This window comes from Mesobacillus subterraneus, from assembly GCF_000934845.1.
Lineage (GTDB): Bacteria > Bacillota > Bacilli > Bacillales > Cytobacillaceae > Mesobacillus > Mesobacillus stamsii.
Genome location: NZ_JXIQ01000022.1, coordinates 1 through 17,479, shown reverse-complemented (window position 1 = coordinate 17,479; position 17,479 = coordinate 1). Strand labels below are relative to the sequence as shown.

14 protein-coding genes and 2 riboswitches are annotated in these 17,479 nt (G+C 43.9%); of the genes, 13 read left to right on the top strand and 1 reads right to left on the bottom strand.

Features of this window, described 5'->3' with window-relative positions:
- The first annotated feature begins 241 nt into the window (after nucleotides 1-241).
- The 5 genes from UB32_RS04040 to UB32_RS19755 all read left to right on the top strand — a co-directional run bounded on the left by UB32_RS04040 (nucleotide 242) and on the right by UB32_RS19755 (nucleotide 4,880).
- Nucleotides 242-715: a CopY/TcrY family copper transport repressor gene (locus tag UB32_RS04040; RefSeq protein ID WP_044391419.1), complete on the top strand. Its 474-nt coding sequence runs from the start codon at nucleotides 242-244 to the stop codon at nucleotides 713-715.
- Entirely contained in the window at nucleotides 716-946 is a 231-nt protein-coding gene (locus UB32_RS04035) for a heavy-metal-associated domain-containing protein (protein WP_044391417.1), read from the top strand.
- Nucleotide 947: 1 nt separating this feature from the next.
- Entirely contained in the window at nucleotides 948-3,404 is a 2,457-nt protein-coding gene (locus UB32_RS04030) for a heavy metal translocating P-type ATPase (RefSeq protein ID WP_044391415.1), read from the top strand.
- A 169-nt stretch (nucleotides 3,405-3,573) separates the two neighbouring features.
- The gene (locus UB32_RS04025; RefSeq protein ID WP_044391413.1) at nucleotides 3,574-4,275 is read left to right on the top strand and encodes a hypothetical protein; all 702 of its coding nucleotides are present in this window, start codon (nucleotides 3,574-3,576) and stop codon (nucleotides 4,273-4,275) included.
- Between the two features lie 395 nt (nucleotides 4,276-4,670).
- Entirely contained in the window at nucleotides 4,671-4,880 is a 210-nt protein-coding gene (locus UB32_RS19755) for a hypothetical protein (RefSeq protein WP_128721488.1), read from the top strand.
- Here UB32_RS19755 and UB32_RS04020 read toward each other — a convergent pair.
- The gene (locus UB32_RS04020) at nucleotides 4,864-5,388 is read right to left on the bottom strand and encodes an ECF transporter S component (protein WP_044391420.1); all 525 of its coding nucleotides are present in this window, start codon (nucleotides 5,386-5,388) and stop codon (nucleotides 4,864-4,866) included. The genes UB32_RS19755 and UB32_RS04020 overlap by 17 nt on opposite strands.
- Before the next feature lie 205 nt (nucleotides 5,389-5,593).
- Between UB32_RS04020 and UB32_RS19965 the strand changes: the two genes are divergently transcribed.
- The 8 genes from UB32_RS19965 (at nucleotide 5,594) to ptsG (ending at nucleotide 17,212) form a co-directional block, all read left to right on the top strand.
- Nucleotides 5,594-5,968: a hypothetical protein gene (locus UB32_RS19965; protein ID WP_044391411.1), complete on the top strand. Its 375-nt coding sequence runs from the start codon at nucleotides 5,594-5,596 to the stop codon at nucleotides 5,966-5,968.
- A 193-nt stretch (nucleotides 5,969-6,161) separates the two neighbouring features.
- Nucleotides 6,162-7,115, top strand: a complete 954-nt coding sequence (locus tag UB32_RS04010; protein ID WP_044391408.1) for an AAA family ATPase — start codon at nucleotides 6,162-6,164, stop codon at nucleotides 7,113-7,115.
- Nucleotide 7,116: 1 nt separating this feature from the next.
- On the top strand, nucleotides 7,117-8,334 hold the full coding sequence (locus tag UB32_RS04005; protein ID WP_044391406.1) for a DUF58 domain-containing protein: 1,218 nt from the start codon (nucleotides 7,117-7,119) through the stop codon (nucleotides 8,332-8,334).
- On the top strand, nucleotides 8,331-10,553 hold the full coding sequence (locus UB32_RS04000) for a transglutaminase TgpA family protein (protein WP_044391405.1): 2,223 nt from the start codon (nucleotides 8,331-8,333) through the stop codon (nucleotides 10,551-10,553). Before UB32_RS04005 ends, UB32_RS04000 begins: the two co-directional genes overlap by 4 nt.
- 30 nt (nucleotides 10,554-10,583) lie before the next feature.
- A riboswitch (purine riboswitch) is annotated at nucleotides 10,584-10,685 on the top strand.
- 125 nt (nucleotides 10,686-10,810) lie between these two features.
- Nucleotides 10,811-12,358, top strand: coding sequence for a glutamine-hydrolyzing GMP synthase (guaA, locus tag UB32_RS03995; protein WP_044391403.1), 1,548 nt, complete (start codon nucleotides 10,811-10,813; stop codon nucleotides 12,356-12,358).
- Between the two features lie 87 nt (nucleotides 12,359-12,445).
- A riboswitch (purine riboswitch) is annotated at nucleotides 12,446-12,547 on the top strand.
- A gap of 112 nt (nucleotides 12,548-12,659) precedes the next feature.
- On the top strand, nucleotides 12,660-13,991 hold the full coding sequence (locus tag UB32_RS03990) for an NCS2 family permease (protein ID WP_044391401.1): 1,332 nt from the start codon (nucleotides 12,660-12,662) through the stop codon (nucleotides 13,989-13,991).
- Nucleotides 13,992-14,121: 130 nt separating this feature from the next.
- On the top strand, nucleotides 14,122-14,964 hold the full coding sequence (gene glcT / locus UB32_RS03985; RefSeq protein ID WP_044391399.1) for a glucose PTS transporter transcription antiterminator GlcT: 843 nt from the start codon (nucleotides 14,122-14,124) through the stop codon (nucleotides 14,962-14,964).
- Between the two features lie 175 nt (nucleotides 14,965-15,139).
- Complete coding sequence (gene ptsG / locus UB32_RS03980) at nucleotides 15,140-17,212, top strand: glucose-specific PTS transporter subunit IIBC (RefSeq protein ID WP_044391397.1); 2,073 nt, start codon at nucleotides 15,140-15,142, stop codon at nucleotides 17,210-17,212.
- The last annotated feature ends 267 nt before the right edge of the window (nucleotides 17,213-17,479 follow it).

The following is a 17,479-nucleotide window of genomic DNA, read 5'->3' as shown; positions in this document are numbered from 1 at the left end:
AGTGTCTGGAGTGGAAATCGATTATCAGCCAAACCAAAAAAGGACCGGACGCAGTTTGCCCGGTTTTTCTTATTATAATTTTCGGCTGAATTGGCAAGTTAAGTTTAGGTATTTGAAAATAGGGTTTTAGTTTAATGAAAAATGATTTTTCAAAGTGCAAGCAATGGGGTTGACAAAAAACGTTTACGGTTGTAAACTATAAACATAAATCGATTACATTTGTAAACATCGAGGTGTTGTCATGCAAAAAGAGGAAAGGTTTGAAATAACCGATTCAGAGTGGGAAGTAATGAGGGTTGTGTGGACGAGTACGAAAGCGACCAGCAAGGATATTATCCAAGTGCTGCAGGAAAAGAAAGCTTGGAAGCCTGCGACAACGAAAACCTTTATTGGCCGGCTTGTAAAAAAAGGCGCCCTGAATACGGAGACGAAAGGGAACAAATTTATTTATTCGGCGGCTGTCAGTGAGAGGGAAAGCCTTCAGGCACTAAAGGCTGGATTTTTCGATCACATCTGCAATACGGCGGTAGGGAAAACAATTGCCGATCTGATAAAAGAAGCGACGCTGAGCTATGAGGATGTTTCCATGCTTGAGGAGGTTTTGCAGGCAAAGAAGAAGGATGCTGTAGAAACAATTATCTGCAATTGTGTACCAGGCCAGTGTCATTGTAAAGAAAATCACAATATGGATTGTCATAAAAAGGAGTGTTTATAAATGGAAAAAATAGTATTGAAGGTAAATGGAATGACTTGCGGACATTGTGTCGGAAAGGTGGAAAAGGCTTTAAATTCGCTCCCAGGGGTAGAAGTAGCCAAGGTCGATTTAAAAAAAGGCACAGCGAAAGTGAAATACGATGAATCAAAGCAAACAATTGATGCGATGAATGAGGCAGTCCGTGAAGCAGGCTATGAATCTGAATCCACATCCAAAAGGTGGCTGATATAGGATGACAGAAAAAACTTTAACGATTGAAGGCATGACGTGTGCATCATGTGTGCAGTCTGTTGAAAAGGCTGTGAAAAAACTGCCTGGCATGCAGGAAGCAAATGTGAACCTTGCTACTGAAAAATTAAAGGTTCATTTTGATGAAAATGAACTGACAATAAAAGACATCCAGAATGCTGTAGAGGATGCCGGTTATAAGGCGATCACAGATGTTGTAAAAAAGAGTTTTATCATTAACGGGATGACCTGTTCATCTTGTGTCCAGTCAGTTGAAAAAGCGACAAGGAAACTGGATGGAGTAATAGATTCAAATGTAAATATGGCAACCGAAAAAATGGTCATTCAATTCGATCCGACAGTCGTTACGGTAGCCGACATTAAAAAGGCAGTTGCAGATGCCGGTTATGAGGCACAAGAGGATATTGACGCGGAGAGCTCGGCTGATGCAGACAGAGAGAAAAAGGAATTGCATATTAAGGAAATGTGGCGACGCTTCTGGATTTCAGGCGTGTTTACCATTCCTTTGCTGCTTGTTTCAATGGGGCATATGCTTGGAATGCCGCTTCCCGAAATAATCGACCCAATGCATAACCCGGCTGCGTTTGCGATTACCCAGCTAATCCTGGCAATCCCGGTGCTTTTTTTAGGAAAACCATTTTTTACAGTCGGCTTCAAAACATTGATCAAGCGGCATCCTAACATGGATTCGCTCGTTGCCCTCGGAACAAGCGCAGCCTTTCTTTACAGCTTGTTCGCGACCATTAAGATTGTCCTCGGCAATGAATCTTACGCCGGCAATTTATATTATGAATCAGCGGCAGTGATTTTAACGTTAATTACGCTTGGAAAATATTTCGAGGCCCTTTCAAAGGGGAAAACGTCCGAGGCGATCAAGAAGCTAATGGGCCTTGCGCCGAAAACGGCAACGATTTTAAGAGAAGGAAAAGAATTGGTCATCTCTGTTGATGAAGTGCAGGTTGGCGACATCGTTATTGTGAAACCTGGGGAGAAGATGCCGGTAGATGGTATCGTCGTCGAAGGAACGACTTCTGTCGATGAAGCGATGCTTACAGGTGAAAGTATCCCGGTTGAAAAATCTGTTGGTGCTTCTATTATCGGTGCCAGCATCAATAAAACGGGTACGATCCGCTATGAAGCAACCAAGGTTGGTAAGGATACAGCTTTGTCGCAAATTATTAAGCTAGTTGAAGATGCACAAGGCTCAAAAGCGCCGATTGCGAAAATGGCGGATATTATATCTGGGATTTTTGTGCCAATCGTCATTGCGCTTGCCATTCTCACTGGTCTTGCCTGGTACTTTGGAGGGCAGTCAGGTCTGTTCGCCTTCACAATTACGATTTCAGTTCTTGTGATTGCATGTCCATGTGCACTTGGGCTGGCGACGCCTACTGCCATCATGGTCGGTACAGGAAAAGGGGCAGAGAATGGTGTGCTGATCAAAAGCGGTGGAGCACTTGAGACTGCCCACAAAGTCAATACGATTGTGTTTGATAAAACAGGCACGATCACAGAAGGTAGGCCGGTTGTGACAGATATTGTAACAGCAAATGGCATTGCCGAGCAGGAACTGCTCGCGCTTGCAGCCTCAGCTGAAAAGGGCTCTGAACATCCTCTGGGAGAAGCGATTGTCCGGGATGCGCAGGATAAAGGTCTTACCCTATCCACAACAGAAGGATTTAACGCGATCGTTGGACACGGAATTGAGGTAACCATTGATGGTAAGAATCTGCTGCTTGGTAACCGCAAATTAATGGATGATCGCGGTATCGATTTACTGGACTTGTCCCAAACCTCAGATCAGTTTGCCAACGAAGGCAAGACTCCGATGTATATCTCGATCGACGAGAAAATCGCCGGAATCATTGCCGTAGCTGACACGGTAAAAGAAACAAGTCTAAAGGCGGTAGAAAAGCTTCATAGAATGGGCTTAGAAGTCGCGATGATCACTGGCGACAACAAACGCACAGCGGAAGCAATCGCCAAACAAGTCGGAATCGACCGTGTGTTGAGCGAGGTGTTACCGGAAGACAAAGCAAACGAGGTCAAAAAGCTCCAGGATGAAGGCAGAAGGGTAGCAATGGTCGGGGACGGCATCAATGACGCTCCTGCACTTGCCCAGGCTGACATCGGGATTGCGATTGGCTCAGGAACGGATGTAGCGATGGAATCAGCAGATATCATCCTGATGAGAAGTGACTTAATGGATGTACCTACAGCCATTGAGCTAAGCAAAGAAACCATCCGCAACGTAAAACAAAACCTTTTCTGGGCATTTGCGTATAACGTTGTCGGGATTCCGATCGCAATGGGTATCTTGTTCCTGTTTGGCGGACCATTGCTGAACCCAATGATCGCCGGTGCAGCCATGAGCTTTAGCTCAGTATCCGTATTGCTGAACGCATTAAGGCTAAAAAGATTCAAGCCTTCCCATGCATAATGAAAATAAGGATCTGTCTCATTGGAGATAGATCCTTATTTTTTTAAAAAATCTGTCGAACGATAGGTTAGATAGGTGTTTATCTGCTAGAATAGGAATATAAGCGATATGACTATTTCAATTATGGTGAACTCTTAGCATATTGGGAAACGGGAGGTGCACGTGCGATATGCGAAACGATATACAAGCGAATGAACAGGCATTCTCAACGAAGGAAGTGGCAGAGGAGATAGGCATTGCCACACCTACTGTCCGAAAGTATGGGCAGATTCTGGAGCGCTATGGCTATGAGTTTTTGAAGGATGGTGACCGCCGAATCTTCGTGCAGTCCGATGTTCGCGCACTCGTAGCGCTACGCGATACAGACAAACCGCTGGATGAAACAGCTAAAGACCTAGTTGCGAAGCAAAGAGAGATGCTGGATGGAGCGGGCGATACGGAGATCGCTCTTTCCGAAACATTTGAAAATCTACCGCAGGATCCAAATCAGTTAAAAGAGGTATTGCTGTTTGTCGTCAATGAATTAGCGGCAACACGTGACATGAATATACAGCTGAAAAACGATATGGCCCTGCTGAAAACAAATATATCACAGCTTCAGCAAGATCATCATGTGATTAGTTCCAGTATTGGAAATTCCGCACAAAGAACCAATGCGAAGATCGAGAGAATTTTGGAGCAGCAAAATGCCCATTATGAAGAACTCCTGAATCAGGAAAGGGAGCGAAGTGAATACCTACAACAACAGCTGCAGAAAATGCGCGAGGAACAAAGGAATGAATGGAATGCTCAAATTGATTTTAACAAGCGATTAGAAGAAGGAATCCGGACCAGCAAATGGAACTGGCTATTATCAATGTTTAAGAAATAGTAAAAAAATAGAAATAAAGAGCATATTGCCAGGCGATATAAAGCAATCGCTACAAAAAACCAAGATCTATACATAAAAAGGAATCCCCTAGCAAGCCATAGGGGATTCTTTTTTGTAATATTGAATTTATATGTTTACCCTTTTTTGTAATTGCGGGAAAATCTGAAACGAATCCTTTTTGGTGATAGACACGAAGACGAAGACGAAAAGCGTCTCGAGGAGTTAGCGGCAAACGGGTTACCTTGGGCTATGTGCTAATGCAGGACAAGACTAGAAACTGACGTTATTTATTTTGACAGGTGTGGGTGTGTAGAGCGGAAAGTTGTCAAGAAAGCCCCGTTATTTTGACAGGTCCTATGTTCTTATCAAAAAAACCGATCCTGTGAGGGTTTGGGGTGAAATTATTTATTTGGATGGTGATAGGCTCGGTTGCGATCGGATTAGGTTTGAGCGAAGCGACGAGGAGGCTCGCCAGTTGCTCCACGGAAAGCGAGTGTCTGGAGCAGAAATCGATTATCCTCCAAAACAAAAAAGGACCGGGCGGTTTTTGCCCGGTTTTTTTGCCAACTCTGTTAATCAAACGTTTGATTAAAACAGCTTTTTGATTCTTCCTGCAAGTGGAATGACTATCAGGCCAGCGAGGACTACTTGCATGATATTGCCTGGGATGGAGCCGAATGGCTGGATCCAGTTGCCGTAAAGGACAACTTCGGCAAAATAGTAGCCAACGATCTTGATCAGCATGGCGACAATCACTGCCAGTGAATAGACAATTACCTTTTTGCCAGGCATTTTTTCAGCAATTAGTCCTGCCAGATAACCCATCAAACCAACGATAATGAAGGTGAATGGAGCCCATACTGCCCAGCCGGAGATAAGGTCGAACAGGCCCATGCCGAACGCTCCTGCGATTGCTCCTGTTTTTCTGCCAAAAACAAAGGCTGCGATGAACAGGGGGACGTTACCAAGATGAATCAACCCGCCGTTGCCCATGATTGGAAGTTTGATGTTGATAAACATAGTTGCTACAAGGGTCAATGCGATAAAAAGAGCGTTGATCACAAGAGTCTTTGTTTTCGACATGCTTGGCGATGTTGGGTATACTGCATTCATATAATTACCTCTTTCTTTATGAAGTCCTTTTTGCATGATGCCTTCCTATACGAAAATATATTTTAATCACTATCATACCTCTTTTAAAAAAGTTTTTAAATACTTAAAAATATCCAATCATGCCTTCGTTAAAAATGATGCAGTAGTAGCGTTGTCGTCCGATATAGATAATAAGCAGAATTTTTACCATCAGGAGGAGAATAGGATGCACGTTTTGGATTTGATAGCCAGGATCAACAATCGTGTCGAAGAACTGGATTTTGCAGCTGCAAGATTGTATATGGAAGAGAATATGGAAATTCTAAATGAGAATCGCAACCATCTAAAGTCTAATGCCAGAGAGTTGCTTGAATTTTTGACAAAGCGAATGGAAGTCGGCCAACAGCCGTTGACAAGGAAAGACATGGCAGTAATTGGTGCTGTAAACAGCTATGCATCCAAATTTGATTTACGAGGCATGAAGGGAATAGTCAAGGACCATTCGCTGCTGTTTTTGCGGAGAGATATCGGGGCGTATTTGAACACTGATGCGCGGATTATCCTGGAGGGCATGGGGGCAATTCCGAATGTCGCAAGCTAAGTAGATAGAAGGAATGGTGCTTTTTCACTTTTCATGAAACTTTCTCGTTGAATTTCTCGTCTATCACAAAGTGGTAAAAATTTTTATCTCAGATTTTACAGGATTTTGACAGAAAATAGCGAATATAGACTTAAATCAGATGAAAAATATAAACGTATTTGTGTACTTTCAATAGATGTAAGGGGGAAATTCAATGAGGGACCAAATGAATCCTGTGGTTGATCGAATATTAGGAAATATCGATAAGGTAATGACAGGCAAACGAAACGTGGCAGAGCTAAGTCTGATTGCGCTGCTTGCCGGGGGACATGTGCTTTTAGAGGATGTCCCAGGTGTTGGGAAGACGATGATGGTCCGTGCACTGGCGAAGTCTGTCAGTGCCAAGTTCAGAAGGATTCAGTTTACCCCTGACCTGCTGCCTTCAGATGTGACAGGGGTTTCCATCTATAACCCGAAAGAAATGGAATTCGAGTTCAGACCGGGACCGATTTTGGGAAACATCATTTTGGCTGATGAGATCAACAGGACATCTCCAAAAACTCAATCAGCTCTGCTGGAAGGAATGGAGGAGCACAGCGTCACGGTTGATGGTGTGACGCATATTCTCGACAAGCCATTCTTTGTCATGGCTACCCAGAATCCGATTGATTATGAGGGTACCTATCCACTCCCAGAAGCACAGCTGGACCGGTTTCTCCTTAAAATGAAAATGGGCTACCCGGCACCTAATGAGGAAATGGAAGTGCTTAACCGAGCGCAGCGCAGTCTTCCGATCGAAGATTTACAGCCGGTCGTTTCGCTTGAAGAATTACGCGGCTTGCAACAGAGTATTAAGGAAGTTGTCGTCGACGAATCGCTTAAGCGATATATTGTCGAACTGTCGGGCCGGACACGAAGCCATTCAAGTGTCTATCTTGGCGTAAGCCCGCGTGGATCGATAGCCTTGATGAAGGCGGCACAGGCGTATGCATTTATTTATGGCAGAGACTATGTTATTCCGGATGATGTCCAGTACCTGGCTCCATCTGTTTTTGCCCATCGGATCATTTTAAAATCTGAAGCAAGGTTTGAAGGGATTACGCCTGAGGATATCGTCAATAGAGTAATGGCGCGCGTTCCTGTGCCGGTCCAAAGGCTTGTGAAATAATATGAAAAAATTTTTTCGAAAGGTCAATGAAGTTTGGAAGCGGATCGTTTTGCTGTTTCTGCTCTTGCTCACCTTTTCGTATGCGATGTTTCAGGGTGGTTTTGTCAGCTGGTTCCTGTTTTATAGCTTTGTACCATTCGGGCTGTATGCTTTTGGCCTAGCTTTGTACTCTTTGAAAGAGATAAAAGCGGAGAGAGTGTACACAAAACAGGATTACAACGCTGGCGAGAAGTTCAAGGCAAGCATTACCCTTAGAAGAAAGATCCCATTCCCATTGTTTTTCGCAATCGCCGAAGAACAGTCGGGAGAAACGCTTGCTGGAAACAAGGATTTGCAAGCGGCGAAAACAATGATATTCCCGGGATTTAAACGGATTTTCAGCTTTCATTACTCGATCGAGAACCTGCCTAGGGGCGAACATGTCCTGACAGGAATCAAGCTGAAGACAGGCGATTTGCTCGGATTAATCGAAAAAGAAAAAATCCTGAAGGATGAAAATAAAATTCTTGTGTATCCAGCGTATCAGGAGTTGGTGTACCGGCCGGTGTCGCGCCATTTTGACCAGGGGATGACCGCCTCGAAGGAGCGAGTCCAGCGAGATACATCAATGGCAACTGGTGTTCGAGAGTACCAGCCGGGTGACCGGTTTTCCTGGATTAATTGGAAAGCGACTGCTCGGCGAAATGATATTATGACCAAGGAGTTTGAACAAAGGCAATCTCATGATGTAACTCTTTTAATGGATTGTGCTCCAGATCCGCATTTTGAAGTGATCGTTTCTTTTACCGCCTCGGTTATCAGGGCGATATTGCGTAAAGGTGCCCAGGTTGGACTGCTAACATCGAGCACGGAGCGTGTCGCTTTTCCTGCTCGAGGCGGGGAGAGCCAGCAACAGCAGCTTCTCTACCATCTCGCCAAAATCCGGGATACTAGTCCGGTTTCCTTCGATCGTGTTTTGGAAGCAGAAACCTTTCTTGCACAGCAGAGCAACTCCGTTATGCTGGTTACCGCCCAACTGACGAAAGAGCTAGTTGAAAAAGCAGTGGTCTTAAATCAACGAAATGAAGCGGTCAGTATCTTTCTGATTAAAAACAGCCAGGAATTATCGACAGATACAGAAAAAAATTTAAGATCATTGACAAGTGCGAGGGGAATCCGGCTTGTCATGGTGCATGACGGCCAGTTTCCTGAAGCCTTCTCGGAGGTGAATCGGGGATGAAAATCGTTAAGCCCAAAAAAGATGCTGCATACTTTTTATTGTTTGTTTTCAGCTTTTTGCTGCTTTGGGAGTGGCTGCGGCCTTTAAAGGAACTGACGGATACAGGACATATAAGCATCTTCCTTAGCTTTGTATTTGTTTCGCTAATGATGACGTACTTCAACATGCCGGCGATTCCGGGAGCGCTGATAAAAATCATCATCATCTTATATTCAGTTCATACCATGTTTTATGACGGCGCCTTTTTCAGTTTTAAATGGGTTTCCGGGCTGTTCACCGAAGTGATATCAAATGCCAATTTTATCGTAAATGCAAATTGGACAGAGATTTCTAATGAGTTTCGGACATTGTTATTCTTTATTTTGTTATGGTTGTTGACCTACTTGATTTCATACTGGCTGATCAACCGAAAACAAATTTTTGTGTTTTTCTTTATGACGCTTGTATACATCACAGTTCTTGACACCTTCACCCCATATAACGCGGATGCAGCGATTGTTCGGACAGTTTTTGCCGGATTTTTCATGCTAGGATTGCTGTCGTACTACCGGATGGGTCTCAAGGAATTGGCGAAGAAGAACCTCTATAGCGCGAAAAAATGGATGATACCTTTGGCGGCCATGGTTGTGTTAAGCGTGGGAATTGGCTATGCAGCTCCTAAAGCTGGCCCTATCTGGCCGGATCCAGTTCCATTTATCACCTCCTATAATCAGGATTCCGGTGAAGGCAGCGGCGTTCAGAAGGTTGGCTATGGAACAGATGATTCCGCGCTGGGCGGCCCGTTCATCGGGGACGATACGGTTGTTTTTTCTGCAGAGGCAGATGGGCGGCATTATTGGAGGATCGAAACGAAAGATGTCTATACCGGAAAAGGATGGATAACAGAAAAATCCGATACTGCCATGCCGGTTGAATTTAGGCCAGAGCAGCCAATTCCCATGCAGCCTTTTGAACCAGGTGGGGTGAAGACAGAAGAACGTACGAGCACGGTTACTCCGAAAATTGGGTATCCGCACCTTGTTTATCCGCTTGGGGTAAAACGGGTGGATGCTGGTGCAGGGTACTCGTCTTTGCAGTTTATGCTCGATCCGGAGACGGAGAAAATCACCTCACTTCCTGATGGACAATCAGGATCCTTTGGGCCATATTCGCTCACGTTTGATTATCCTGTCTACAGTGTGGATAAGCTGAAGGAAGCTGGGAAAGAAGATATGGCAGGGGAGCAAAATGCGGCTTTCCTGGAAAAATACACCCAGGTACCAGAAGGGCTCCCTGAGCGGGTTGTGAATCTAGCAGAGGAAATTACGAAAGATAAACAGACATGGCTTGAAAAAGCACAGGCCATTGAAGCATACTTTCATTCGAATAATTTTGTTTATGATCAAACGAATGTGGCAGTTCCGGCTGATGACCAGGATTATGTCGATCAATTCCTGTTCGAAACCCAACGGGGCTATTGTGATAATTTCTCCACTTCGATGGTGGTGATGATGCGTTCTGTCGGCATCCCTACCCGCTGGGTGAAAGGCTATACCGAAGGAGATTATCTCGATACTGCAGACGATGGTCGCCGGCAATACGAGGTCACAAATAATAATGCACACTCCTGGGTGGAGGGGTATTTTCCTGGTGTTGGTTGGGTGCCATTTGAACCGACTCAAGGGTTTTCCAATAATGTCCAGTTTGAAAACAACACCAACAACACTCCGTCGACTACTGTGGATAATCAAGAAGATGTAACAGCACCAGAGGCGTCGAAGAAACCGGATATACCGAAAGAACAGGTACAGGCGGACAAGCCAGCAGCTTCAGTTTCAGAGAGGCTGAAAAATGCCGGTGCTTTTCTTACGGATCATTTTGGGAAAATTTTACAGACATTGCTCGTGCTCGCTGTATTTCTGGCAATTATGTACAGACTGCGCGGAAACTGGCTTCCCGCCTTCTATATCCTTCTTTATAAGGGAAAAAAACAAAATAAGTACTTGGAGAAAGCTTATATTGTCCTGTTAAAGCAGCTCAGGACTTACGGGCTGAAGCGGGAGGATGGGCAGACATTGCGTGACTATGCCTCTTATGTGGATTCATTTTTCGCAACTAGCGATATGAGCAGGCTTACTGCTAAATATGAGGAGTATTTGTATCGCGGCGAAAGAGAGGAAGACATGTGGCAAGATGTGAAAAAGCACTGGGAAAATATGATTAGGAAATCTGGGGCTTGACCGTTAAAATAGGATACTGATACAATGTGAGCAACTATATAGTTTATCCTTCATATATCCTCGATAATATGGATCGAAAGTATCTACCAAATCACCGGAAATGATTTGACTATGAAGGCAGGCTTCTTTTGTTCGTATTGCGCTGGAATTCTGCTTTCCTTTCACTTGGGTGGCAGATTTCTGGTTTTTTTTATGCGAAAAAAAACATAATAGGTACATAATGGAATTACTGCGTCTATTTTAAATGAGGTGAATGTATGAAAACCGAGCTGCAAGAACAGGAAAAGATAGTAGTATTAGACTTTGGCAGCCAATATAATCAGTTGATTACAAGACGGATTAGGGAGTTTGGCGTATACAGCGAGCTTCATCCACACACAATCACTGCGGCAGAAATCAAGGAAATGAACCCAAAGGGGATCATCTTTTCAGGGGGACCAAACTCCGTTTATGATGAGGGAGCCTTTCGTTGTGATGAAGAAATTTTTGAGCTTGGCTTGCCGATTCTAGGCATTTGTTATGGGATGCAGCTAATGACCATGCATTTTGGCGGGAAGGTCGAAAAGGCGAAGAACCGCGAATATGGAAAAGCACTGCTGACTCTCCATAACCAAAACAAGTTATTCGAAGGCACACCAGGAGAACAGGTAGTTTGGATGAGCCACGGCGATCTCGTCACAATGTCACCGCCAGGGTTTTCAGTGGATGGAATCAATCCATCCTGTCCGATCGCAGCGATGAGCGACGAGACCCGTAAGCTGTATGCGGTCCAATTCCATCCGGAAGTACGCCACTCTCTTTTTGGCAATGATTTGCTGAAAAACTTTGTCTTTAAAGTATGCGAATGCGAAGGCAACTGGTCAATGGAAAATTTCATTGAAATGGAAATGGAGAAGATCCGCCAGCTGGTGGGAGACAAGAAAGTTCTTTGCGCGCTAAGCGGGGGAGTGGATTCTTCAGTAGTTGCGGTACTGATCCACAAAGCGATTGGCGATCAGCTGACATGTATTTTTGTTGACCATGGGTTATTGCGCAAAGATGAAGCGACGAGTGTTATGAAGACCTTCGCCGATGAATTCAACATGAATGTGATAAAGGTGGATGCCAAAGAGCGATTCCTCAGTAAGCTTGAAGGTGTATCTGATCCGGAGCAAAAGCGCAAGATCATCGGAAACGAGTTCATTTACGTTTTTGATGACGAAGCAGAAAAACTCGAGGGCATTGAATTCCTTGCACAGGGAACATTGTATACCGATATTATTGAGAGCGGCACGGCGACGGCTCAGACAATCAAATCTCATCACAATGTAGGCGGCCTTCCAGAGAACATGCAGTTCAGCTTAATCGAGCCATTGAATGCATTATTCAAGGATGAGGTTCGTCAGCTAGGCACTGAGCTTGGAATTCCTGATGAAATCGTTTGGCGTCAGCCGTTTCCTGGTCCTGGACTAGGTATTCGCGTTCTTGGGGCTATCTCTGAAGAAAAATTAGAGATTGTCCGGGAATCAGATGCTATTCTCAGAAACGAAATTAAGAAAGCGGGACTAGATCGGGAAATCTGGCAGTATTTTACCGTCCTTCCTGATATCCGCAGCGTAGGTGTCATGGGTGATGCGAGGACATATGATTACACGATCGGCATCCGCGCAGTTACATCCATTGATGGTATGACGTCCGATTGGGCAAGAATCCCATGGGATGTTCTTGAAATTATCTCGACAAGGATCGTCAACGAAGTAGACCATGTCAACCGTGTCGTTTACGACATTACTAGCAAACCACCAGCAACGATTGAATGGGAATAAAAGACGAACGATATTAAAAACGAACATGAAAATGTTCGTTTTTTTTATTGACTTGATGCAAAAGTCCTGATAGAATGTATCTGAACTTACTAATTTGTCATAATTCGTCGTATAATCTTGGGGATAAGGCCCAAAAGTTTCTACCGAGCTACCGTAAATGGCTTGACTACGAGGGATAGAATACTGGCAGTTTACCGATTTTTAATTGGTTTTCCGTCAGCTATGCCTTTCGTCAACGCCCGGTATCCGGAGGCGTTTTCTTTTTGGTCTTATTTCCCCATTCATTCAGGGGGAAAGAAAAATGAAGAACTATTTTGAGTTTGAAAAGCTTGGCACGAACTATCGTCGCGAATTCATCGGCGGATTGACAACGTTTCTGGCAATGGCGTACATTTTGGTTGTCAACCCGCTTACACTTACATTGGACAGCATAAAAGATCTGCCTGATGCGATGAGAATGGATTACGGCGCGGTTTTCGTTGCTACGGCGTTGGCCGCAGCAGTCGGGTCGATTATAATGGGATTGCTTGGAAAATATCCCATCGCACTTGCGCCGGGAATGGGATTAAATGCGTTTTTTGCCTATACGGTTGTCCTAAGCCATGGAGCACCATGGCAGCATGCGCTCGCTGCCGTTTTTATCTCCAGCCTGTTTTTCCTGTTGCTTACGATTACTGGCTGGCGGGAAAAATTGATTAATGCTATTCCTGTGGAACTAAAGCACGCAGTTGGAGCGGGAATTGGATTATTTATTACATTTATTGGTTTGAAAAATGCTGGCATCATCGTCGATAATCCAGCTACACTTGTTGGGCTTGGTGATTTGGCAAATGGCAATACTTTGCTAGCTCTTTTCGGGTTATTGATTACGGTCATCATGATGACAAGAGGCATTCACGGCGCGGTATTCTTCGGTATCATTATTACTGTCATTGCCGGAATGATGTTCAACCTGATCGACACGCCTAATAAAGTAGTCGGTGCAGTACCAAGTGTCGCGCCAACATTTGGAGCGGTATTTACAGCGTTCGGTGATCCGTCCTTCTACACTTCTACCATGCTCGGCATCATTTTGACATTCTTGTTCGTTGACTTTTTTGATAATGCAGGTACGCTCGTAGCAGTAGCGAACCAGGCGGGATTAATGAAGGACAATAAGCTTCCTCGTGCAGGACGTGCTCTGTTTGCCGATTCAATCGCATCACTTGTTGGTTCCATCTTCGGCACTTCAACAACAACATCGTATATTGAATCATCTGCAGGCGTTGCATCAGGAGCACGAAGTGGATTTGCTTCCCTTGTGACAGCAGGATTCTTTCTATTATCCCTATTTTTCTTCCCGCTGCTTTCAGTGGTCACTTCGGCTGTAACTGCACCAGCATTAATCATCGTCGGTGTTCTGATGGTTTCATCGCTCGGAAAAATCGAATGGAGTCGCTTTGAAATCGCAGTGCCATCATTCTTGACAATGATCTCCATGCCGTTGTCGTCAAGTATTGCGACCGGAATTGCAGCAGGATTCATCTTTTATCCGATTACGATGATCGTCAAGGGGAAATCAAAAGAGGTTCACCCAATTATGTATCTATTCTTTGTCATCTTCGTACTCTACTTTGTGTTTTTAACAGAATAGCATCTTTCGGTCCAGCGAATGCCGCTGGATCTTTTTTGGTAAAAAAGTATCTGGTAAACTCTGCGGATTGACTTCTAAATCCTCGTTCTATACGATATTCCCATAGAACAAGTGGAAACGGGGAAACGGCATGGACAGAATAGAAGTGAAAAAAGGATTGAATAATAATGTCTTAATTGCTGACCATCCGTCATTTGGAGAAGTAATCATGATTGGCAAGGGAATCGCCTTCAATCGAAAAAAAGGCGACATGATAGAAGAGGGACAGGCGGAGAAAATGTTTGTTCTCAAAGATGAAAAAGAACAGGCAAACTATATCAAGCTTTTGCCTTTTGTTGAAAATGACCTGCATGAAGCGATCATATCTTCAATTGAATTAATTAAAAAACAGACATCTGGCCTGCTAAATGAGCATATCCATGTCGCCTTGACGGATCATTTGATGTTTGCGGTAACTAGAATTTCGCAGGGAATAGAATTCAAAAATCCATTTCTAGTGGAAACAAAAACGCTGTATCCAACTGAATTTGACATGGCCAAAGAAGTGGTGCAGCTGATCAAGGAACGCTCAGGTATGGAACTTCCAGAAGGGGAGATCGGCTTTATCGCCCTCCATATTCACAGCGCTATCATGAATCGGAGTCTATCGGACGTAAATAAACATTCACAGCTTGTGACAAAACTAGTACAAGTAATTGAAGAAAACCTAGATATCGAGGTTGATAAAGAAGGGATAGACTATACAAGGCTTGTGCGCCACATACGCTTCACGATCGAAAGGGTCAATAACGGCGAAAAAGTAGAGGAACCAGAAAAATTTGCAAACCTCTTGAAAGAGGAATATCCTCTGTGTTACAATCTTTCGTGGAAACTCATTAAAGTGATGCAACAAACCTTGAAAAAACAAGTATGCGATGCGGAAGCCGTGTATCTAACGATGCATCTGCAAAGACTTCAGAAAAAAGTGAAATAAGCAGTATTCTTACGTGTTACTGATTCGATCAGGCATGAGTAAAGGATGTAATGGAAAGGAAGTTTTATGGGTACTATATCCATAAGCTTCTTTCGACACATCCTTCTCATGCTTTTTTTATTTGTTTTTTCATGTTTGTAACCGCTTGAAGAGAAAAAATTTAGGAGGTCTTTCCATGTTTAAGAAAGTTTTTGGTGTTCTTCAAAAAGTAGGAAAAGCGCTAATGCTTCCCGTCGCATTGCTTCCAGCTGCAGGTATTTTGCTTGCGATTGGAGCTGCCCTTCGCAACCCTGCTTTGTTGGAGCTTGCTCCATTTTTAGATAATAGCGCTGTTGACATTGTTGCAGCTGTCATGCAAAAAGCAGGGGAAATTGTCTTCGGGAACTTGCCGCTATTGTTTGCCGTGGGTGTAGCGGTTGGTTTAGCAGGCGGGGAAGGTGTTGCTGGTCTTGCTGCCATTATCGGGTACCTGATCATGAACGTGACAATGGGTACGGTTCTAGGCATCACACCAGAAGATGTGAACGGACTGAACTATGCTAACATTCTTGGTGTCCCGACACTTCAAACAGGGGTTTTTGGTGGTATCATCGTTGGTATCATTGCCGCTGCTCTTTACAATAAGTTTTTTGAAATTGAATTGCCTTCTTATCTTGGCTTTTTCGCAGGAAAGCGTTTCGTTCCGATCGTCACGGCTGGAACAGCGATTCTGCTTGGATTGGCAATGATTGTGATTTGGCCACCAGTCCAAAATGGCTTGAATGCATTCTCACAAAACATGGTTCATGCTAATTTAACTTTATCAGCATTTATCTTTGGTGTAGTAGAACGTTCGTTGATTCCGTTTGGTTTGCACCATATCTTTTATTCACCATTCTGGTATGAATTCGGACAGTATACTACTTTAGCTGGCGAAGTTGTACGTGGGGATCAGCGGATCTTCATGGCCGAAATAGGAGATAACGTTCAGAATTTGACTGCGGGCACATTTATGACCGGTAAATTCCCGTTCATGATGTTTGGTCTTCCAGCTGCCGCATTAGCTATTTATCACGAAGCCCGTCCTGAAAGAAAAGTAGTAGTCGGCGGTCTCATGGCTTCTGCTGCATTAACTTCATTCCTGACAGGGATTACAGAACCACTTGAATTTTCGTTCCTATTTGTAGCGCCGGTATTATTCGGGGTTCACGCGATTTTTGCCGGTCTATCCTTTATGACCATGCATCTTTTAAATGTAAAAATTGGGATGACGTTCTCTGGCGGCCTGATTGACTACGTTCTGTTTGGATTGATCAATCCGCAGACGAATGCATGGATTGTCATCCCTGTAGGGCTAGTGTTCGCGCTCATCTATTATTTTGGTTTCCGATTTGCGATTCGTAAGTTTAACCTGATGACACCAGGTCGAGAAGAGGTTGATGAAGAGGAAGAAGTCGGAGCAAAGGGACAAGCAAGTGACCTGCCGTATGACGTCCTAGATGCCATGGGCGGGAAAGAAAACATCGCTAATCTTGATGCATGTATTACCCGACTTCGTGTATCTGTTAATGACATTGGCCAGGTTGATAAAAACCGCTTGAAAAAACTAGGTGCTGCTGGAGTGCTCGAGGTAGGAAATAATATTCAAGCAATTTTTGGACCGCGCTCTGAGACGATTAAGGGTCAGATGAAAGATATTATGAATGGCAAACGGCCTCGTCCTGTGGAAACGAATCAGGCAACAGAGGTGGAACAGCAAATAGAAGAAGTGAATCCGGAAGCATTGCAGACTCAACATGATGTGGATTCTGTAGCTGAAACTTTTGTTTCTCCTATTAAAGGGGAGATCAAACCAATTACAGAAGTTCCGGACCAAGTGTTCTCAGAGAAAATGATGGGCGATGGTTTTGCGATCATTCCTGCTGAAGGTACGATTGTTTCACCGGTAGACGGAAAAATAATCAATCTGTTCCCGACCAAACACGCTATCGGAATTCTGTCTGCTTCAGGAAGAGAAATCCTGATTCATGTTGGGATTGACACAGTGAATTTGAAGGGGCAGGGATTCGAAACACTTGTTTCAGAAAATGAAACGGTAACAAAAGGACAACCGTTATTGAAGGTGGACTTGGAATATATCAAAGAAAACGCAACATCGATTATTACTCCAATCGTATTCACAAACCTTGCTGAAGGAGAACACATCGTAATCAACAAAGAGGGCAATGTTGATGTGAAAGACGAGAATATAATTACGATTTCTAAATAAGCTATCCTAAAACAGCCGGTCCCTAGCAAGGGGAACCGGCTGTTTTTAATTTTTACCAGTTTTTTCAAGGAATAAACATGTTGACTTTGGAGATGCTCGGGTGATAGTATATAGAAACAGTCGCGAATAGATTTCCAACATTGCAAATCACGAAAAAAACATTTTAAAAAAATGTTGACATTCAACACTGTGATATGATATATTATTAAAGTCGCTTCTGAGCGACGCACACAAATTGTTCTTTGAAAACTAAACAAACAAGCGTCA